The organism is Endozoicomonas sp., from assembly GCF_031844845.1.
GTDB lineage: Bacteria > Pseudomonadota > Gammaproteobacteria > Pseudomonadales > Endozoicomonadaceae > Endozoicomonas.
This window is the reverse complement of sequence record NZ_JAVRMB020000388.1, coordinates 1-19,454: the sequence shown is the minus strand read 5'-3', so window position 1 is coordinate 19,454 and position 19,454 is coordinate 1. Positions and strand designations below refer to the sequence as shown.

Here is a 19,454-nt window from a genome sequence, read left to right as displayed (position 1 = left end):
TCACCCAATATTACGTAGATATCCGATAATGGTGCTTCGTTGGCAAAATAACAGTGACATAGGTTGGATCGAGCGAATGCGGGCCCCGACACAAACCCTCAGCTGCAAAAAACAATCCGCAAAAAAACGGCACCGGCAATTCAGACTGTAACTATTTAACGGCTGTTTATGGCGGGTGGCGAGATTTGTTGGGGCTCGCTCCGCTCGACCCAACCTTGTCAAACCCATTGAAACCATGTGCCGGAACCTTGAATTACATAACTGAAAAATAACGGCTTTCCTTTATCTATCTGGACTGGAAATAGTGAGACTGCAAATTAAAATACTGACTTTCTTAAAGTTCTTTAACTATTCAACACTGTCCGCAATTGAATTATTACGAACCACCCAGACAGCGGCTTCCACTCTGGAGCGCACCCCCAGCTTTTTCAATAATCGTTTTACGTGAACTTTAACAGTGCCTTCACTGATCGACAGCTCTCTACCAATCATTTTATTGGCAAGCCCCTCGGCAACCAAATGCAACACTTCACGCTCTTTCGATGTCAACAGTGCCAATCTGTCTTCTTCGTCCTGTTCCGGCCTGAGCAATGAGGCCATGACTTCTGCCAGCCGGTCATCCACTACCAGTCGCCCATGAGCTGCCTCACCTATTCGAGCCAACAGATCTTCAGGCTCCATGTCTTTTAACAGATAACCATCCGCTCCGGCTCGAAACATGGCGGCAACATCTTCACGATGTTCAGACACCGTCAGCACAATCACCTTGCTGTCGACGCCTGCAGACCTCATGGCCTTCAGGGTTTCCAGGCCATCCATGCCTTTCATATTCAAATCCAGCAAGATAAGGTCCGGCTCAAGAGCCAGCGCCTGATCAAGGCCAGACTGACCACTGCCCGCCTCACCAACAACCCTCAATGCCTCTTCCTCGTTGATCAATTGGCTAAGGCCTTTTCTCAACAGCGGGTGGTCATCCACCAGCAGAATATCAACCGTTTGCTTATTCATGTTATGACTCATCCGGTCGCCGGAACTCCAGATAAACTTCTGTTCCTCCAGACGACGATTCTCTTATTTCAAGGTCTCCCCCCATACTGGCCGCACGTTCACGCATAATAGTGGTGCCATAATGACCAGAAGCCACGGAGTTGTTTTGCATTCCACACCCATCGTCTTCAATGACGATAGCCAGGGAACCACTGGCTGTCTGATGACAGTGAACCGTTGCCAACCCTGCATTGGCGTGTTTGACCACATTCATCAATGCTTCCCGGACAATCTGCAGGGCGTGAATCTGATCGTGAGCATTAATACTGCAATAGCGTAATTGATAATCGAGCGTAAACTGTATATCCGGCGACCGCTGGCAATATTCATCCAGTGTTGTTTGCAATGCCTGTTCCAGATCACCTTCTGCCAGCGTCAATCGGAAGGTCATTAGTAATTCACGTAACTGGGCATAAGCATTGTTGGTCCCCTCCTTGAGTTCATCAAGAATATTCAGAACCTTCGGGGACGAGTTGGATTTTACTAACTGCCGTCGCAGTCTCAGCATCTGGATTTTCTGATAAGACAATGCCTGCGCCAGTGAATCATGCAGCTCTCTGGCAATAACTGCCCGCTCTTCCATCAGCAGCATGCGCTGCTCCTGTGTTCTTGCACGACTCTGATAAAGGGAAGTTGCCACCAGATCTGAAAAGGTCTGTAGCCATTGCCGACTCTCTTCAGTCAGCTTGTTTCCAGAGTTCACCGAAACCTTTAGAAATCCAAAATTATGCTGTTTGGCCAGCAGTGAAAACTGCCAGCTATGTGGATCAACACTCACATTCTGGCTGCCATCCTTTAAACAATCAGCACAATGGATACCCACACAGGGTTGTTCAGTACGGTCTGTGGCAATTCTCTGTAAACGAATACTGTCTGCCGAATCAGAAAGGCATAAATAACAGCTTTCAAGATGGAGAAGATGCTGCCACTCCCCTATCAGAGAAGCCACCAATTCCTCATCATAAGGATTGGTTGCCAGATTCTGAGATGCTTTGTATAAAAGCTCCAGAGCATGATTTGAACGGGCCAGAGCCTCAGTTTTACTGGTGACTTTTTCTTCCAGGTGCTGATATAAACGACCAAGTTCAAATGCCATGCCACGGAATGTCTGAGTAAGTTCTCCCATCTCGTTTTGTGCATCATAAGAAAGCAGCAGTCCGGTAAAATCACCACGTTTTATCTTACCGGCTGCGGCGCCAAGATCATCAATGGGACGAAGAAGGTGTTGGTTAACAAAGCGGATCGACATCCACCCCATGCCCAGAATACCGATTAATATAAAGAGTGCGGTTATGAATAGTTGTTGAAGTTTTTGTTCGGTATGTATCTGAAGAGCAGTGACCATTTGATCAATACGATCAACAAAACCCGGAACCTGGTAGACAAAGGCTTCATAGCCCGATGGGCTGACAAGAAGTGGGCGCATCTGAACATACCACTGCTCTGACACCAATCGATAAGCATCGCCAAGGCTACCCTGATAATTCTGTAACTTGACCAATGGATCGCTATTGATGCTGTTGTCATAAATGGCAACCAGACGAACCAGAATTTCCTGACTGGTCAACTCAGGAATAAGGACTTGCTCCGCCAGCCGCCATGACTGCATTCGAAGTGAACCGGCAATGTTGATGGCAGCAGCATCACTTTCTGTCACCAGGGCAAACCACAAGGAACTGCCGACACTGATCAGTGCCAGAAGACAGATGCCCACTATAACAAACAGAGCCTTTTGCCGAAGGGAGCCTCCCGTAGCACTTTTATACGCTCCTGAACTGAAAACCATTAATTGATCCAGATCAAACTCCCTTGATTTAATACCTTATACCTCTTAATTTCCCCGGCATAACAGAAGAAAAACACAGTCAGCCCACAGCTGTAAGAATACCATTGTTTTTACAGAATATTTTATCCATGCCGGTCATCATAACCCGATGACGAACACCCCGTTTATACCTCTTTAGAGGTATGCCATCAGCGCCCCCTCTTCCACCCCTGCTTTACAGCATCTTTACCTGATATCCAAAGAGAATATCATCATCACCAGAAGACAAATAATTCAGCCATTACCGTTTAATAAACACACCGGAAGATACTAATAAACATGGGGGCAGGCAACCTGATTTCACGTCGTCGTTTGTTAACAGGTTCCCGACAGGAAGGCACGGTCATTCGTCCACCGTGGACGCCTGTTGAAGAGGACTTTATTGAACAATGTCGCCGTTGTGGTGACTGCGTGACCGCTTGTGAAACGGGTCTATTGAAAAAGGGCAGCGGCGGATTTCCCGAAGCGGATTTCTCTAAGGCCGGTTGTTCATTCTGCCAATCCTGCAGCGATGCCTGCCAATACCATGTCATCCGGAAAACTGAAGCTCGCCCCTGGAATATTGCAGCAACCATTACTTCCCGGTGTCTCGCCCTGAACCGGGTTCATTGTCGCACCTGTCAGGAAATCTGCGAAGCCGATGCTATCACCTTCAAACTACAAATCGGTGGCGTGGCCACACCAGCCATCGATATCCACCTTTGTACCGGCTGTGGCGAGTGCGTCGCACCCTGCCCGGTCGACACCATCACTATGATTTCACTGCCCAAAGGGAACATCCTATGACGCAACTCACTAACATCTGCGCCATTTCCGGTGTCCTCGTCAGAGCATTGCCGGAAAACACAACGGATGTCGCCCGACAGCTGGAAAGCCTGCCCGGTGTTGAAGTTCATGTCTGTGATCCCGCTGGCAAGCTGGTGGTTACCGTTGAAGAGTTACCCGGTGAAAAATTGATGGTTGACCGGTTAACTGAAATTAATTCTGTGGCGGGGGTTTTGGCTGCTGCACTGATTTACGCGCATCAGGAGTAAAACAAAATGGATATAAAACAAAGCCGAAGGGACTTTATAAAAAGCAGTGCAATTGCTGCCACAGCTGCTGCAGCCGGGGTCAGTACACCCGTGTCTGCAACCAACCTGATTACCAGCAGTAAGGCCACAGAGATCAAATGGGATAAAGCCCCCTGTCGTTTCTGCGGTACCGGTTGTTCTGTTCTGGTGGGCAGTAAAGATGGTCGGGTTGTTGCCACCCAGGGAGATCCGGAAGCTCCGGTCAACCGTGGTCTCAACTGCATTAAAGGCTACTTCCTGTCAAAGATCATGTACGGCTCTGACCGTTTACAGACACCGCTGCTGCGGATGAAGAATGGCGAATTCCATAAAGAGGGTGAATTCACCCCCATCACATGGGATCAGGCTTTTGACATCATGGCGGAAAAATGGAAAGCCGCCATCGCTAAAACCCGCAACACAGCAGAGATGCCTTCAGTAGGTATGTTCGGTTCCGGCCAGTGGACCGTCTGGGAAGGATATGCCGCATCAAAGTTGATGAAAGCCGGTTTCCGCAGTAACCATCTCGATCCAAATGCCCGTCACTGTATGGCATCCGCCGTCGTAGGCTTTATGCGTACGTTTGGCATGGACGAGCCAATGGGCTGTTATGACGATTTTGAGAAAGCGGATGCCTTTGTCCTCTGGGGCTCCAACATGGCGGAGATGCATCCGGTCCTCTGGTCACGAATTACCGATCGTCGTCTATCCAGTGACCATGTCAACGTATCGGTTATGTCCACCTTCAAGCACCGCTCTTTTGAGCTGGCCGACAATGGCATGATATTTACCCCCCAGTCTGACCTGGCCATTGGTAACTACATTGCCAATTACATCATCCAGAACAATGCCGTCGATAAAGAGTTTGTTAAAAAACACACACGCTTCCGCAGTGGCGTAACCGATATTGGCTATGGACTCCGCCCCGAGCACCCACTGGAACAGCAGGCTAAAAACCCTGGTAATGGTGGTTCTGAAGAAATTAATTTTGATCAGTTTGCTTCTTTTGTCAGTGAGTACACGGCCGAGAAAGCTTCCGCCATTTCCAGTGTTCCGATAGAGCAACTGGAAGCCCTGGCAAAACTGTACGCCGACCCGAAAGTTAAAGTGATGTCCCTGTGGACCATGGGCGTTAACCAGCACACCCGCGGTGTCTGGATGAACAACATCATCTATAACCTGCACCTGCTCACTGGCAAAATTTCCAAACCCGGCTGTGGCCCCTTCTCACTGACTGGCCAGCCTTCTGCCTGTGGTACAGCCCGTGAAGTGGGTACCTTTGCTCACCGACTGCCCGCGGATATGGTGGTAGGCAACAAAAAACACCGTGATTTTGCCGAAAAGGTCTGGAAACTTCCTGAGGGTACTATCCCTGCCAAGGTGGGTTACCACGCCGTTCTGCAAAACCGCATGCTTAAGGATGGCAAACTGAATGCCTATTGGGTGTTGTGTAATAACAATGTGCAGACTGCACCTAATATTAACAATGAAGTTCTGCCTGGTTATCGAAATCCAGAAAACTTTATTGTGGTTTCTGACCCTTACCCAACGGTTACTGCCCAGGCTGCGGACCTGATTCTACCCACCGCCATGTGGGTCGAAAAAGAAGGTGCCTACGGTAACGCCGAACGCCGGACACAGTTCTGGTATCAGCAGGTTGCTCCTCAAGGTGACGCTAAATCTGACCTGTGGCAGCTGATGGAATTCTCCAAACGCTTCAAGGTGGAAGAAGTATGGTCCGATGAGCTGCTGGCCAAATCTCCTGAGCTGAAGGGTAAAACACTTTTCGACGTGCTTTATGCCAATGGTCAGGCTGATCAATACAGTCTGGATGAAATTCCTGCTGACCGACGGAACGACGAAAGTCGTGATTTTGGTTTTTATGTTCAGAAGGGCCTGTTTGAGGAATACGCCATCTTTGGTCGCGGCAAAGCCCATGACCTCGCGCCTTTCGACCTTTATCACCAGTCCCGTGGACTCCGCTGGCCTGTGGTTGATGGCAAGGAAACCCTGTGGCGCTATCGCGAAGGCTACGACCCTTATGTTAAGGCCGGAGAAGAAGTCAGTTTCTATGGCAAACCAGACGGCAAAGCCTGGCTGTTTGCCCTGCCCTACGAGCCGCCACACGAAAGCCCGGACGAAGAATATGACCTCTGGCTTTCCACAGGTCGTGTGCTGGAACACTGGCATTCTGGCTCAATGACACGGCGTGTACCTGAGCTTTATCGCGCATTCCCGGACGCTGTTGTTTATATGCACCCTGACGATGCCAAGTCCCGTGGCCTGCGCCGGGGAATGGAAGCGAAGATAGTGAGCAGATATGGCGACGTCCGCACTCGTGTGGAAACCAGGGGCCGTAATACGCCACCGAAAGGTCTGGTATTTATGCCGTTCTTCGATGCGGGCCAGCTGGTCAATAAACTGATTATTGACGCTACCGATCCGTTATCGAAAGAGACGGACTACAAAAAGACAGCGGTCAAAATTGTTAGAACCTGAAGCAGCCAACAGCCCTGAGCCATGAAAAGCCTTGAGCAATAAAGAACTATGAGCAAGAACAAACCCAGCCAGCATGACAGCCGAACAGTAAGCCGGCGTCGTTTTATTGCAGGAACAGCGCAGGCCGCCTGTGCTGTCAGCCTGCTGGGTTTGGGACTGACCTGGGTAGCAGAAAAATCCAGTTCTCCCGACGCTCAGGCTCTGCGTCCACCGGGTGCACTGCCAGAAGATGATTTTCTGGCTTCCTGCCTGCGCTGCGGAATCTGTGTCAGGGACTGCCCCTACGATGTTCTGCAACTGGGAACGCCCGAAGGCCCGGTGGCCTCAGGAACCCCTTACTTTGATGCCAGGGAAAACCCCTGCCTGATGTGTGAGGACATTCCCTGTATCACTAATTGTCCCAGCGGCTCGCTTACACCGGAACTGTCCGATATTAACGATGCCCGTATGGGGCTTGCGGTTCTGATTGACCGGGAAAACTGTCTCAACCTGCAGGGGTTACGGTGTGATGTCTGTTACCGCGTATGTCCTCGCATTGATGAGGCCATCACGTTGCAGCTCAGCCGTAATACACGCACCAATGTTCACGCCATTTTCGAGCCGGTAGTCCATTCCGATGCCTGCACCGGTTGTGGCAAATGTGAACATGCCTGCGTACTGGAGGAAGCCGCCATTAAAGTGGTGCCCCACGAACTGGCACAGGGTGAACTGGGCAGCCACTACCGACTGGGCTGGAATGAAGAGGAGCGCACAGGAATCCGTCTTGTTCCCCGAAACCTTAAGCTACCCGCACATCGGCCCGTGGGAGAAGGTTCATGAGTTCCGCCACCACTCGAAGCAAATGGCAATCATGGCAATTTCTATTGCTGCGCCGGTTTTCCCAACTGCTGGTATTGGCCCTGTTCCTGATATCACCACTGGTGGTTCACTGGACGGGAGATACCCCCCTGATTATTGGAAATCTGTCGTCCAGCCTGACGCTGGGTGTGATTCCCATGAGTGATCCACTGGCCGTTCTGCAAAGTCTTCTGGCGGGTCATCCTATGGTTTTTCAAGGGTTATCTGGGGCTGGAATTGTCACCCTTCTCTATTCGCTGCTGGGTGGACGAAGCTTCTGCAGCTGGGTTTGCCCGGTCAACCCGATTACCGATCTGGCAGCCTGGCTCAGAAAGAGACTGAGTATCCGCAACAGCCATAAACTGTCCAGAAGCAGTCGCTACTGGATTCTGGCCATGGTACTGGTGCTGCCTCTGGTCACCGGGATGATGGTCTGGGAACTCTTCAACCCGATCAGCCAATTGGTCAGGGGGATTCTGTTTGGCATGGGCATGGGCTGGTATTTAATCGCGGGAATATTCCTGTTTGATTTTCTGATCAGTGCCCGTGGCTGGTGCGGCCACCTCTGCCCGCTGGGTGCATTCTACGGATTACTGGGGCGCATAAGCCCGGTGCAGGTTTGCGCCACTAAACGACAAGAGTGTGATGACTGCATGGATTGCTATGCCGTCTGCCCTGAACCGCAAATCCTCCCGCCGGCACTGAAAGAGCGTAAGGGAGAAAGCCCGGTATTGAACAAAAGCGACTGCACACGCTGCGGTCGTTGTATTGATGTCTGCGATAAGAATGTTTTTGAGTTTCAGGCATCCCTTAATCATCAAAATAATCAGCTGATTACGACGACCCGGAAAAAACCCCGGAGTTCTGACACTAATCTTCTGATACTGAAGAATGACTGACCAGGAAGGCGGAGATACTGCCATGAGCCACCCCATGACCATGAGAAACCTACTCTCACTGAGTAACTTTCGCTTTTTAAAAACGGCGACTAACGGACTGATAACGTTTATTTTTTCAGCTATAATCAGTGCCACTGCCATGGCTGAAACTGGCGGCATTGATTCCCTGAGAACCATTGACCTCTCAGTCCAGCCACCCGCAGAAGCCATGAAAAAAGTGCACGAAAGTGACACCACCTTTAACCGTGACTTTGTTGAACAGCCTCCCCTGATCCCCCATGACATCCGTGGTTACACCGTCAATAAGGATGTAAACACCTGTCTGCAATGCCATAGCTGGAAAAATGCCAGCAAATGGGGAGCCACCCGAATCAGTGTCACCCACTTCTACGACCGTGATGGTAAGCAGCGTGCAGATGTAGCTCCAAACCGTTATTTCTGTCTGCAATGCCATGTGGTTCAGACCGATACGGCACCGCTTCAAAAAAATAATTTTGAGCCGGTTGATTCCCTGAAGTAAGGAACGCTGGTAGATAAAGGTGAAGAATGATGAGTAAAGATTTTTTTCTGAAGCGCTACTGGAAAATGCTGACCACACCGGCCGGTAAAATTTCCATGGGGGTTGTTTTAGCTTTTGGCTTTGTTGCGGGCATTGTTTTCTGGGGTGGTTTCAACACCGGAATGGAGGCATCCAATACTGAGGAGTTCTGTATTGGTTGCCATGAAATGAAAGACAATGTCTATGAAGAATACAAAACGACCATTCACTATAATAATCGCTCAGGCGTAAGAGCCGTCTGTTCGGACTGTCATGTTCCCAAAGAGTGGACGCCCAAACTGGTTCGAAAAATCCAGGCCAGTAAAGAGGTGTGGGGTAAAATTACCGGTAAAATTGATACCCGGGATAAGTTTGTTACCCATCGTCGTGAAATGGCTGAGAGAGAATGGGCACGAATGAAGGCCAATGATTCACAGGAGTGTAGAAATTGTCACAACTTCGATTTCATGGATTTCTCTGAGCAGTCCTCCCGAGCCATGGAAAGTCACACTAAAGCTTTCCTGGGTACGAATAAACTACAGCCTACGGGTGAAACCTGTATTGACTGCCATATGGGTATTGCCCACGAACTCCCTAACATGAAAGGCGTTGAGGGCTGGTAAAACGCGCCCTCAGGAAAAGCAAGGAGAGAACAATGAGTACATTGGAGTCTATGATCTGGCATTTTCTTGGCTATGCAGCCATGCCTGCTATTTTCATTGGAGGGTTTATTGCCACTGCTTTGATTTTCTGTTTTTTGATGGATAAAGCGGGTAAATTCTAAAGTCGGTAATATAAGCGGAAGTCAGGCTTCCGCTCCCCCTCCCTTCCAACTTTCAAGTCAGCTTTAACATTCGGGCACTGCAAAGCAGCCTCAATCACTCTGATATTTAGATGACCATTAAATCCGTCAAATTCAGCAAAAAACATTTAAGCGATGCAGTAAGACTACATGCATTGAGCAAAATGGACATTTCCTGACCGCATAGATAATTTTGAAAAATTCGGGAAGTTAAATCACCGCTGGAAGAGCCGGAGGCTTATTAGAGGGCTTATTAGAAGACACCCTCAAAGGGCTATTATTGCGCGCCTCCTGAACCCGTTATCCTGTATGGAAGAGACACAGAAGAGACAACAGAAGAAACGGAGGAAATAACGATTTGAGTCGAGAAAAGCAGGGTGTTTTTTCGCCGTCAACAGAGTGTCGACACAAAAAGACATTGGTCGTTTTATACGCAGCTTTAATTAAGGGGAATCAGTAACTTAAAGAAGAAATATGGCGGTGAGGGAGGGATTCGAACCCTCGATACGGGTATAAGCCGTATACTCCCTTAGCAGGGGAGCGCCTTCAGCCTCTCGGCCACCTCACCTTATCAAAATGGCGCGCTCGGGAGGATTCGAACCTCCGACCGCCTGGTTCGTAGCCAGGTACTCTATCCAGCTGAGCTACGAGCGCGTTGTTGAAACGACGTGCAAGATATTGGAATCATTCTGATTCGTCAATCTTTTTAACTACTCTTTCTGTTGACTTGGCGCGCTCGGGAGGATTCGAACCTCCGACCGCCTGGTTCGTAGCCAGGTACTCTATCCAGCTGAGCTACGAGCGCCCTGCGTCAACGGAGCCAGACTATAGAGATTTCATTGGGGTGAGTCAAACTCGGTTTTTACTAATCGTTTAATATTCTTACCGGGGCTTTGCATGATTTTATGGAAACAGCGAAAACAATCGAAAAAGGTAGTTAGAAACTGCGATGATATAAAACTGGCCTGATAAGAGGACAACAGGTAATTCAGAGAGGAAATACAAAAATGACAGGCATAAAAAAACGGCAGATAAACTGCCGTTAATATGGCGCGCTCGGGAGGATTCGAACCTCCGACCGCCTGGTTCGTAGCCAGGTACTCTATCCAGCTGAGCTACGAGCGCGCAATGTTCCTGAATCAATACATCGCCTGTTTCGTAAGGTCCGTCTCAATTCAGTGGCGGGAATCATACATAAACCGATATTCTATGTACAGCGCCAAAAGAACAGAAAACAATCAAACGGTCTGGCTACTATATAAGCTTTCCCAACCATCGCTTTCTTATGAGCGCCATCTGCACTTTATTGAAAGGTTAACCCTCTGTTGGCAGCTCCCAATCAATAGGCTGAATACCGTTACAAGACAGATATTCATTAGCCCTGGAAAAAGGTTTGCTGCCAAAAAAGCCACGATAAGCCGAAAGTGGTGATGGGTGAACCGACTTCAACACGAAATGCTTCCGGGTATCAATGAATCGGCCTTTTTTCTGGGCATAGCTGCCCCAGAGGATAAAGACAACGTGCTCCCTTTTCTCATTCAGCATAGTGACAATCTGGTCGGTAAACGCTTCCCAGCCTCTTCCCTTGTGAGACGCTGCCTGCTTATGCTCCACTGTCAACACACTGTTAAGCAGCAACACACCCTGCCGGGCCCAGTGCTCAAGAAAACCATGGGGTGCCGGTGGAATCCCCAAGTCTGACTCCAGCTCTTTATACATATTAACCAGAGAGGGAGGAACCGCTATGTCCGGACGGACAGAAAAACTTAACCCATGAGCCTGACCCGGGCCATGATAGGGGTCCTGTCCGAGAATCACTACTTTAACCTGATCAAAGGGTGTCAGGTCCATCGCCCGGAAGTACTCTCCGCCATTGGGGTAAATCATTTTACCCCGGGCTTTTTCATCTTGTAGAAAGTTGCGCAGGCACTGCATGTACTCTTTATTAAATTCCCCCTGAAGCATGGCTTTCCAGGAAGGCTCCAATCTAATATCTGGCATTACCTGATCTATAACCTCGTATTCACAAATGACTTACCTTCAGGCGCAAAAGAGCGACGACACTTTCTCCCTACTGTCTGGCACAGGAAGGTCTCACCTATCCAGGAAAGCGTTAGAACCCATACCGACACATTATCGTCATCCCCGCGCAGGCGGGGATCCACTGCTCGAGATAGACTCCCACTCTCGAGATGGATTCCCGCCTTCGCGGGAAAGACGGCAGTGGTAGCAACCGGCATTTAAGACTTTTTGCGACAACCTCCTTCGCGAAAATGACGGCAGTATGGGTATCAGGGCTTAGCTGCACTAGCATCTGGCCTCTTACGCTGACAAATAACTTACCTCCAACAGCATAAAGAGCCGACTACACTCTCTGCCAATGGATGCACTCTAGCACAGGAATGCCTCACCAAATAACAACCATGGCCGCAGAGCCATCGTTATGGACTGTTCTCAATACCATGCGTGCTTTTAAAAAAAAGTTTAAAATATCATCTGTCGGCGCGGTCACCTTTCTTAGCCTTTTACTAACCAGTCAAGCCGTCATGGCAAAGCTGGAACGAAGGATGTCTATTGAAATAGATGCTAACACCGTTCACTTTGCAATTGCTGACGTTAATCACAAAACCGACAAAGTATACCGACATCTGGATTATGGCTCGCTGGAAGCCGGCTTTTACGATGATCTCGCAGCAAGCGATAACCGTTTCTTTAGTCGCTGTATGTTTAAAAAAGCCCAGAATCTTTTTCAAAAGCTTCGAACCCGGCAGGAACACTTTCGAGTAATTAAAGTCAGTGCCATTGCAACAGAAACGTTTAGGGAAGCACACAATGCTGAGGAGCTTGTTCAAAAGATACGACGTACAACCGGTATTCATATCAGAATTCTATCCCCTGAAGAAGAAGACAGAATGGACTTCTTTTCAGCCCTGACGACAACCAGTGATTCTGAAAATCCGGTGGTATGGAATATTGGTATAGAAAGCTTCCAACTGATTATTGTAGACCCGACTGGAGGTCCTTTTTCTCATAAAGGCGAGTTTGGCTCAGTAAACTTTATGGACTATCTAAAAGAAGTGGTTCAAAACAAACCCACAAGACCTTCAGCCTCTCTATCGCCAATATCCATTGAAGAAATTAATGCAGGGATAACCTTTGCCCGTTATCTTGCCCGCAAGACACCGCTCCTCATTCGTAGAAAACTGAAAAAAAACAAGTCACGGGTAACGGCAATAGGATCAGTATTCCAGGACAGCGTTGCGATTGATATTGCTGAGAATAGTAAAGTAGTAGATTCAGTCGTGGTAGAGCAATTTATCAGGGAACATGAACCAGACAACTTCAGCCGCATCTCCGACGATAAATCCAGCGACACAAGTCTCGCCAATGCTATATTGGTGTTTGGCTTCATGGAGGAGTTGGGAATAAAAAAACTGTATATTTCAGATCACAAAAGCACACTGGGCATGCTTGAATATCCTGTCCTCTGGCATTAACAACGCCATCCTTTTGCTTCCGGATCGCCTGTTAAATCAGACGATCCACTCTGACTATAGATATTTAATGGTAGATACCAAGCGTCAACTCAATCTGACGCTTAAGCATTGCTCTGAGCTTACGGAGATTATCCCCTTCAAAGCCGGCAATCAGGCCTTGATATTCAACATGAAGAATGACGCTGCCAAACAGCTCAGCATCAATATCAGCATGGTTAGAGCCAATTCTTGAGAAGAAGGCTTCGAGACTGTTCAGAAAAAATTTTTGATGACTGAAAGCGATGGGTCTGAGGTTTTCATTCCGTAGACACTCCTGCTGGAAAGCTCGTTCGGCAATCAGGTAATCGCAATGCTCTCGAAGCTGAACAAGCACATACTCAATAGCAAGATCAGCAATACGTTCAGCAAAAACCTGCCGACTACCAGAGTTCGATGGCTCAAGTTCACTCATGGCCATTTTCAGCATACTGTCCGACTCTTCCCAGTATGCCTTGAACTTCTCAGCCCCCATTTCAACAAAAAGTGTAAATGTGTCGGTAATCAGGTCGGTAATATCTTTGAAATAGTAGGTGGTTGCAGAGAGAGGAACATTGGCTTCTTTAGCAACAGCACGATGACGGACGCCCCGAACACCATCTCTAACAACGATTCTTAACGCCGCTTCAAGAATTGTCCGACGACGCTGTTCACTATTGGCACGACTGGTTTTACGCCCCTGGTATTTCAACGCCATACCACTGGTGTGCTTTCCAGAATCCTTCGTATCTTCTGATGGGGAATCCATTGTTGAAACCATATTAAAACTGCCTTACAGTTGCCTGATTGTTTTATAGCGTTCGTCCAGTACCATCGCTTGAACATGCATCTTAGTACAGAAATAAATCATCCGTCTAAAACCTGCCCCGCAACTATTCAGGAGCGCCGGGCTGCCATACCTGGCAGTTTTTCCCTGGCTCATTATCAATGAGCGGTTGGACAGAGCGGCTGACAATCCCCTGACTTCACCAGCAAAGCGCATCAACTCAAATTCAGGTTTCACCCCTCAGATACCCGATGAGCAGGCTTAACCTGCTCATGCCATAGTTCCTGAAAAACCAGCATCCCAGAGAGCGCCTGAGATAAGGCCATATCAGCCAATACTGCCATATAACAACAGATCCTCGTATACCCGATGTAAACGATAACCTGCATCGTCATATGGAATATCTCGCCAACACCACCTTATATACAGCTCCCCCTGCGGTATCAATTCTGTTGAGGACGCATATGTGGGAACAAAAGCACATCCCTGATCGAAGGCGCATCCGTAAACAGCATTACCAGCCGATCAATACCAATACCCTCACCGGCTGTTGGTGGCAGCCCGTATTCAAGTGCATTGATGTAGTCCGCATCGTAATGCATTGCCTCATCATCCCCGGCATCCTTCTCGGCTACCTGTTGTCTGAAACGCTCTGCCTGATCCTCAGAGTCATTCAACTCAGAGAAGCCATTAGCGATTTCGCGACCCCCCACGAAGAACTCAAAACGTTCGGTAACAAATGGGTTGTCGTCATTTTTACGGGACAGAGGTGAAACTTCAGTCGGATAATCCGTAATAAAGGTTGGGTTCAGCAGGTGATGCTCAACCGTCTTATCAAAGATTTCCATCTGAACTTTTCCAAGCCCCCAGATCGACTTCACAACGATGCCCAGCTTCCCGGCAACCTGAGTCGCAGACTCCAGGTTATCAATATCCGAGGCATCAAGATCCGGGTTAAACTGCAAGATAGACTCGAAAACTGACATCCGCGCAAACGGCTTGCCAACATCAATCATCTGCCCCTGGTACTCGAACTCAGTTTTACCCAGAACATCCTCCGCCAGCTTTTTAAGCATGGCTTCGGTATGATCCATCATGTCGGTGTAATCCGCATAAGCCTGATAGAATTCAATCATCGTGAATTCCGGGTTATGTCTTGTAGACAGTCCTTCATTGCGGAAGTTCCGGTTAATCTCAAATACCCGCTCAAAACCACCGACGACAACACGCTTCAGATAAAGTTCCGGAGCAATACGCAGGTACATGTCGATATTAAGCGCATTGTGATGGGTGACGAAGGGTCTGGCCGCAGCACCACCGGGAATCACCTGAAGCATCGGGGTTTCCACTTCCATAAAGTCCTGATCCAGGAAGTAGTTGCGGATACCCTGAATAATTCTGGAACGAATGCGGAACGTTTCCCGGGACTGTTCGCTGGTAATAAGATCCACATAACGCTGACGATAACGCTGCTCAGTATCCGTCAGCCCTTTATGCTTCTCAGGCAGTGGCCGCAGTGATTTGGTCAGCAGCTGAACCGCCTCCATATCAACATAAAGGTCACCTTTTCCGGAGCGCTGAACCGTACCTTCCACACCGATGATATCGCCCAGATCCCAGGTCTTGATCGTATCCAGGGTCTCTTGTGGCAGCTGCTTGCGATTAACATACAGCTGAATGCGGCCAGACATATCCTGCAGTTCCATGAAAGCGCCACGGTTCAGCATGATACGGCCAGCCACTTTCACCGGGTGTTTCAAGGCTTCCAGAGACGCTTTATCATGATCCCTGAATTGCTCCTGCAGGTTACCGCCAAGGGCATCACGGCGGAATTTGTTAGGAAAAGCCACTCCCCTGGCACGGACGGCTGCCAGCTTTTCCCGACGCAGGGCTACCAGTCGATTCTCTTCCCGGGCCTCAGCGGCTTTATTTTCCAATACCTGCTCAGCCAACAACTGCTGACCCGATAGATGTTCTTCAGACATAAGATGATTTTCCAGTACCGGATGGCAGCAACCATCCGGAGTGATTCGATTACAGCCCTTTTTTCAGGCTTGCTTCAATAAACTTGTTCAGGTCGCCATCCAGCACGGACTGGGTGTTACGGGTTTCAATACCCGTGCGCAGATCCTTGATTCGAGAGTCATCCAGTACATAAGAACGAATCTGGCTACCCCAACCGATATCTGACTTGGTCTCTTCCATAGCCTGTGACTCTGCCAGTCTTTTCTGCATTTCCATCTCATACAGCTTGGCTTTCAACTGCTGCATGGCCTTATCTTTATTCTGGTGCTGAGATCGCTGGTTCTGACACTGAACAACAATACCGCTCGGTGCGTGGGTAATACGAACGGCAGAATCGGTGGTGTTGACGTGCTGTCCACCTGCGCCACTGGAGCGATAGGTATCGATGCGCAAATCTGACGGATTGATTTCTATATCAATATTGTCATCAATCTCCGGAGCAACAAACACCGAGGCAAAAGAGGTATGACGCCGGTTACCCGAATCAAAAGGAGACTTGCGAACCAGCCGGTGAACCCCGATTTCGGTTCTCAACCAGCCAAAAGCATAATCCCCGATAAACTGAACGGTTGCCGACTTGATACCCGCCACTTCACCGGCAGAAACTTCGACAATTTCAGTTTTAAAGCCATTCGCCTCACCCCAGCGCAAATACATTCTCAGCAGTATGTTGGCCCAATCCTGAGCCTCGGTACCGCCAGAACCTGACTGAATATCCACAAAGGCATTATTAGGATCCATCTCACCGGAAAACATACGACGAAATTCTAGCACTTCCAGTTTCCGGGTGAGTTCATCCAGCTCATCAACAACACCCTGAACACCGTCTGCGTCCTCTTCTTCTACGGACATTTCCAACAGTTCTGCAGAATCAACCAGACCACCGGTCAGTTCGTCGATGGTGCTGACAATGGCCTCCAGCGTGGAGCGTTCCTTACCCAGTTTCTGGGCATACACGGGATCATTCCAGACGTTTGGGTCTTCCAGCTCCCGCTCTACTTCCTGCAACCGCTCACTTTTTTGGGCGTAGTCAAAGATACCCCCTAAGCACGTCCGTACGCGCCGTCAGGTCCTTGATACGCTCCTTAATGGGATTGACTTCAAACATTGCCCTATATCACTCACTTTTGTCGGGCGCACGAGCGCCACCATTAAAGACAGAATAAATCCCGCTCAGGCTGACCTGTCAGAAGGTTCCGGGGGAAGGAAAATACAGCCTGAAGCTGTTTTGAAGCTGATTGGGACAGCTTCCCGAACTACAACTCAACGATTCTATATCAATAAGCCAACCGTTGGAATTACCGAGTCCAGGGGGTATTTTTGTCTAATGACAGTTAGAGGGTCCGCGACAGATTCAGATATCCACGATAATCGCTCAACCCATGGTTTATTCAACCGAATTCAAATACTTGTTTAATTGCACGCTACACATAGCAATATCTGATAACTTTTCAGAGATTGCTGCTAAGGCCAAGAAAGCAAATCAACGGTGACAACCGATTCACCATCCGAGCTTTGGCACTGTTCTGCAATTTGTCGACAACGCTCTTGTCCCCGTTGACACTTTGCTGCAAACGAGTCGTCGCTTGAATAGGACAATCTATTTGTTTCAAAAGTTGAAAGCAATAAACCTACATAAAAGAGAGCAATATTCCCTCCCAAACTCAGAATAGTCCTCCATGACAGATGTCGCCCCTCGAGATACTCCTGACATAACTCACCTCCATCAGCGAGTATTCCCATAACAGAAAAGGCTGCTACGCTATGCCCTGCCCACTGAGCAGACTGTCCGGAAATCCCTGCGCCATAACCATAAAGGAACCCACTCCCAATATTCACAAACGAAATCACCCAACTCCGATCCATAACACCCAATACTCCGCATAATAAGTTATCAATTCACAGACCATAAAACACAAAGTAGGACAGCCTCTGAAGCAGTGCCCGATCAAACAGGAACATCACCATGCCTGCGAAGGCTAAAGACGCGTTCCCTGTCAAAACTGCAATATCTCTGGAGGATAGCCATTGGCTCTCTCGATACTGAAGATACAAACTTTTAATACCACTAATAATGCCGAAAGTACCGCATGCAACAACACCAGGGCCTCGATACATACCCGGAGAATAATCGTTAACTGATGACAAGTAACCAACAGAAAAAGATACAACACCAAGATCTTGAAGCATCACCCCCCAAACTCTAAAGAAATACTGGCTGTTCATCTATATAAGTAGCTTGAGACAAAAGAGTTGCCTTTTAGTTTCAGATTATCTGAATTAAATCCTGCCAAAGCGAACTACGCATCTACTGGTTCTTCAGTTACAATTCACCATTTTTCCAGACACCGTACCACTCTTAATCTCTGAGCCAACTGTATAATGCCTAACCTTAATCTCTCAGCACTGGTCGCCGATATCGGTGGCACCAATGCCCGCTTTGCCCTGAGTCAGGATGGTCAGATAAAAGCGGATTCTATTGAAGTACTGGCCTGCAATGACTTTGACAACCTGGATCATGCAGTACAGCACTATTTAAGCAATCAGTTAAGCAATCAGTTAAGCAATCAGCAAATTGACGTCGATCACGCCTGCCTGGCCTTTGCCTGCCCGGTCAATACTCAGCAGATCAAAATGACCAATAACCACTGGGCGTTTGATAAGACTGAAATGAAAGGCACGTTGAAGCTCCAGTCGTTCAAAGTGATTAACGATTTCACCGCCCAGGCACTGGCACTGCCAGCACTTCCGGAAAGCTCCCTGCTCAAAGTCGGGGGTGGTGAAGCGGTTGAAAGCGCCAGCAAACTGATTATTGGTCCGGGCACCGGCCTTGGTGTAGCCGCACTTAAAAAGGTGGGGGACCACTGGCTGCCTCTGCCCGGTGAAGGTGGGCACGCCGCATTTTCTCCGGTATCCACTCTGGACAGTGAAATCCTCCCCATTCTCCAGCAGAAGCTGGGCTACGTTTCCTGGGAATCTGTACTCTGCGGCTCTGGTCTGGAGCTGTTGTTTGAAGCTCACAGCATTCTGTCTGGTCAACCGCAGGCGCTGAAAAACCACGAAATTACAGCACAGGCACTGAATGGCGAGCCCCTGGCCAGACAGACCCTGCAACATTTCTGTGAACTGCTCGGAAGGGCGGCCAGTAATGCGGCGTTGACCACAGGTGCCCAGGGCGGTGTTTATATTGCCGGCGGCATCATTCCACGTTTCCCGGACTTTTTTGCCCAGTCGGACTTCCGAAAGTCATTTGAGATTAATGACAAGATGGCAGGCTATCTGACAGCGATACCAACCAGCCTGGTTATTCATGATAACCCGGGCTTAACCGGTGCCTGTGAAGCACTGAACAATCCATTCATTCAGTAACCATTACAGACACACTGAGCTTCATAAGTATTCTCGTTTATGAAGCTCATTACTGTAAGCCCATTAAAAAACCTGACCAGTAGCTATAGAAAATAAAAACGCATTATCCGCTTACCATTAAATCAGTCCTATTCATTCACACTCCTATTCATTCACACTCCTATTCATTCACACTCCTATTCATTCACACTCCTATTCATTCACACTCCTATTCATTCACACTCCTATTCATTCACACTCCTATTCATTCACACTCCTATTC

At 48.6% G+C, this 19,454-nt stretch carries 17 protein-coding genes and 4 tRNA genes; 10 read left to right on the top strand and 11 right to left on the bottom strand.

Annotated elements, in window-relative coordinates; genetic code table 11:
• Positions 1–348: 348 nt before the first annotated feature.
• Both narL and RM811_RS21675 read right to left on the bottom strand, forming a co-directional pair.
• Positions 349–1,008 (bottom strand): two-component system response regulator NarL, encoded by a 660-nt coding sequence (narL, locus tag RM811_RS21680; RefSeq protein WP_402528299.1) that lies wholly within the window; start codon positions 1,006–1,008, stop codon positions 349–351.
• Position 1,009: 1 nt separating this feature from the next.
• On the bottom strand, positions 1,010–2,833 hold the full coding sequence (locus tag RM811_RS21675; protein WP_402528296.1) for a histidine kinase: 1,824 nt from the start codon (positions 2,831–2,833) through the stop codon (positions 1,010–1,012).
• A 318-nt stretch (positions 2,834–3,151) separates the two neighbouring features.
• Between RM811_RS21675 and napF the strand changes: the two genes are divergently transcribed.
• Genes napF through RM811_RS21635 form a run of 8 tightly spaced genes read left to right on the top strand, consistent with a single transcriptional unit; the run spans position 3,152 to position 9,481 of the window.
• Complete coding sequence (gene napF / locus RM811_RS21670; protein WP_402528293.1) at positions 3,152–3,658, top strand: ferredoxin-type protein NapF; 507 nt, start codon at positions 3,152–3,154, stop codon at positions 3,656–3,658.
• The gene (locus tag RM811_RS21665) at positions 3,655–3,906 is read left to right on the top strand and encodes a chaperone NapD (protein ID WP_402528290.1); all 252 of its coding nucleotides are present in this window, start codon (positions 3,655–3,657) and stop codon (positions 3,904–3,906) included. Before napF ends, RM811_RS21665 begins: the two co-directional genes overlap by 4 nt.
• A gap of 6 nt (positions 3,907–3,912) precedes the next feature.
• Entirely contained in the window at positions 3,913–6,423 is a 2,511-nt protein-coding gene (napA, locus tag RM811_RS21660) for a nitrate reductase catalytic subunit NapA (protein WP_402528288.1), read from the top strand.
• A 48-nt stretch (positions 6,424–6,471) separates the two neighbouring features.
• Positions 6,472–7,242 (top strand): ferredoxin-type protein NapG, encoded by a 771-nt coding sequence (gene napG / locus RM811_RS21655; protein WP_402528285.1) that lies wholly within the window; start codon positions 6,472–6,474, stop codon positions 7,240–7,242.
• Positions 7,239–8,159, top strand: a complete 921-nt coding sequence (gene napH / locus RM811_RS21650; protein WP_402528282.1) for a quinol dehydrogenase ferredoxin subunit NapH — start codon at positions 7,239–7,241, stop codon at positions 8,157–8,159. The genes napG and napH overlap by 4 nt, the downstream gene beginning before the upstream one ends.
• The gene (locus tag RM811_RS21645) at positions 8,152–8,679 is read left to right on the top strand and encodes a nitrate reductase cytochrome c-type subunit (RefSeq protein ID WP_402528279.1); all 528 of its coding nucleotides are present in this window, start codon (positions 8,152–8,154) and stop codon (positions 8,677–8,679) included. The genes napH and RM811_RS21645 overlap by 8 nt, the downstream gene beginning before the upstream one ends.
• Positions 8,680–8,705: 26 nt before the next feature.
• Positions 8,706–9,320 (top strand): NapC/NirT family cytochrome c, encoded by a 615-nt coding sequence (locus RM811_RS21640; RefSeq protein ID WP_402528275.1) that lies wholly within the window; start codon positions 8,706–8,708, stop codon positions 9,318–9,320.
• 32 nt (positions 9,321–9,352) lie between these two features.
• Complete coding sequence (locus RM811_RS21635) at positions 9,353–9,481, top strand: TIGR02808 family protein (RefSeq protein ID WP_402528272.1); 129 nt, start codon at positions 9,353–9,355, stop codon at positions 9,479–9,481.
• A gap of 493 nt (positions 9,482–9,974) precedes the next feature.
• Here RM811_RS21635 and RM811_RS21630 read toward each other — a convergent pair.
• From RM811_RS21630 to ung, 5 genes are all read right to left on the bottom strand, one after another.
• A tRNA-Ser gene (locus RM811_RS21630) sits at positions 9,975–10,067 on the bottom strand.
• A 9-nt stretch (positions 10,068–10,076) separates the two neighbouring features.
• A tRNA-Arg gene (locus RM811_RS21625) sits at positions 10,077–10,153 on the bottom strand.
• A gap of 74 nt (positions 10,154–10,227) precedes the next feature.
• Positions 10,228–10,304 (bottom strand) — tRNA-Arg (locus RM811_RS21620).
• A 243-nt stretch (positions 10,305–10,547) separates the two neighbouring features.
• Positions 10,548–10,624: transfer RNA gene (locus RM811_RS21615), tRNA-Arg, on the bottom strand.
• 189 nt (positions 10,625–10,813) lie between these two features.
• Entirely contained in the window at positions 10,814–11,500 is a 687-nt protein-coding gene (ung, locus tag RM811_RS21610) for a uracil-DNA glycosylase (protein ID WP_402528269.1), read from the bottom strand.
• Between the two features lie 566 nt (positions 11,501–12,066).
• Between ung and RM811_RS21605 the strand changes: the two genes are divergently transcribed.
• On the top strand, positions 12,067–12,996 hold the full coding sequence (locus tag RM811_RS21605) for a hypothetical protein (RefSeq protein WP_402528266.1): 930 nt from the start codon (positions 12,067–12,069) through the stop codon (positions 12,994–12,996).
• Positions 12,997–13,060: 64 nt separating this feature from the next.
• Here the strand turns inward: RM811_RS21605 and RM811_RS21600 are convergent, their stop codons facing one another.
• From RM811_RS21600 to RM811_RS21585, 4 genes are all read right to left on the bottom strand, one after another.
• Positions 13,061–13,780: a TetR/AcrR family transcriptional regulator gene (locus RM811_RS21600; protein WP_402528264.1), complete on the bottom strand. Its 720-nt coding sequence runs from the start codon at positions 13,778–13,780 to the stop codon at positions 13,061–13,063.
• Between the two features lie 461 nt (positions 13,781–14,241).
• Positions 14,242–15,783: a lysine--tRNA ligase gene (gene lysS, locus RM811_RS21595; RefSeq protein WP_402528261.1), complete on the bottom strand. Its 1,542-nt coding sequence runs from the start codon at positions 15,781–15,783 to the stop codon at positions 14,242–14,244.
• Positions 15,784–15,832: 49 nt separating this feature from the next.
• A protein-coding gene (prfB, locus tag RM811_RS21590) for a peptide chain release factor 2 (RefSeq protein WP_402528258.1) occupies positions 15,833–16,931 on the bottom strand; the annotation gives its coding sequence in 2 pieces (ribosomal slippage) (positions 15,833–16,855 and positions 16,857–16,931; 1,098 coding nt in all).
• Between the two features lie 791 nt (positions 16,932–17,722).
• Positions 17,723–18,049: a hypothetical protein gene (locus tag RM811_RS21585; protein ID WP_402528255.1), complete on the bottom strand. Its 327-nt coding sequence runs from the start codon at positions 18,047–18,049 to the stop codon at positions 17,723–17,725.
• Positions 18,050–18,205: 156 nt separating this feature from the next.
• Here RM811_RS21585 and glk point away from each other — a divergent pair, with 156 nt between their 5' ends.
• Complete coding sequence (glk, locus tag RM811_RS21580) at positions 18,206–19,192, top strand: glucokinase (protein ID WP_402528253.1); 987 nt, start codon at positions 18,206–18,208, stop codon at positions 19,190–19,192.
• Positions 19,193–19,454: the final 262 nt, after the last annotated feature.

Bases quoted from the DNA above. Each gene is read 5' to 3' on its own strand.
- RM811_RS21675 (WP_402528296.1), bottom strand. From the start codon at position 2,833: ATGGTTTTCAGTTCAGGAGCGTATAAAAGTGCTACGGGAGGCTCCCTT.
- RM811_RS21585 (WP_402528255.1), bottom strand. From the start codon at position 18,049: ATGAACAGCCAGTATTTCTTTAGAGTTTGGGGGGTGATGCTTCAAGAT.
- lysS (WP_402528261.1), bottom strand. From the start codon at position 15,783: ATGTCTGAAGAACATCTATCGGGTCAGCAGTTGTTGGCTGAGCAGGTA.
- narL (WP_402528299.1), bottom strand. From the start codon at position 1,008: ATGAATAAGCAAACGGTTGATATTCTGCTGGTGGATGACCACCCGCTG.
- RM811_RS21665 (WP_402528290.1), top strand. From the start codon at position 3,655: ATGACGCAACTCACTAACATCTGCGCCATTTCCGGTGTCCTCGTCAGA.
- napF (WP_402528293.1), top strand. From the start codon at position 3,152: ATGGGGGCAGGCAACCTGATTTCACGTCGTCGTTTGTTAACAGGTTCC.
- ung (WP_402528269.1), bottom strand. From the start codon at position 11,500: ATGCCAGATATTAGATTGGAGCCTTCCTGGAAAGCCATGCTTCAGGGG.
- RM811_RS21605 (WP_402528266.1), top strand. From the start codon at position 12,067: ATGTCTATTGAAATAGATGCTAACACCGTTCACTTTGCAATTGCTGAC.
- napA (WP_402528288.1), top strand. From the start codon at position 3,913: ATGGATATAAAACAAAGCCGAAGGGACTTTATAAAAAGCAGTGCAATT.
- napG (WP_402528285.1), top strand. From the start codon at position 6,472: ATGAGCAAGAACAAACCCAGCCAGCATGACAGCCGAACAGTAAGCCGG.
- RM811_RS21645 (WP_402528279.1), top strand. From the start codon at position 8,152: ATGACTGACCAGGAAGGCGGAGATACTGCCATGAGCCACCCCATGACC.
- napH (WP_402528282.1), top strand. From the start codon at position 7,239: ATGAGTTCCGCCACCACTCGAAGCAAATGGCAATCATGGCAATTTCTA.
- RM811_RS21640 (WP_402528275.1), top strand. From the start codon at position 8,706: ATGATGAGTAAAGATTTTTTTCTGAAGCGCTACTGGAAAATGCTGACC.
- RM811_RS21600 (WP_402528264.1), bottom strand. From the start codon at position 13,780: ATGGATTCCCCATCAGAAGATACGAAGGATTCTGGAAAGCACACCAGT.
- glk (WP_402528253.1), top strand. From the start codon at position 18,206: ATGCCTAACCTTAATCTCTCAGCACTGGTCGCCGATATCGGTGGCACC.
- RM811_RS21635 (WP_402528272.1), top strand. From the start codon at position 9,353: ATGAGTACATTGGAGTCTATGATCTGGCATTTTCTTGGCTATGCAGCC.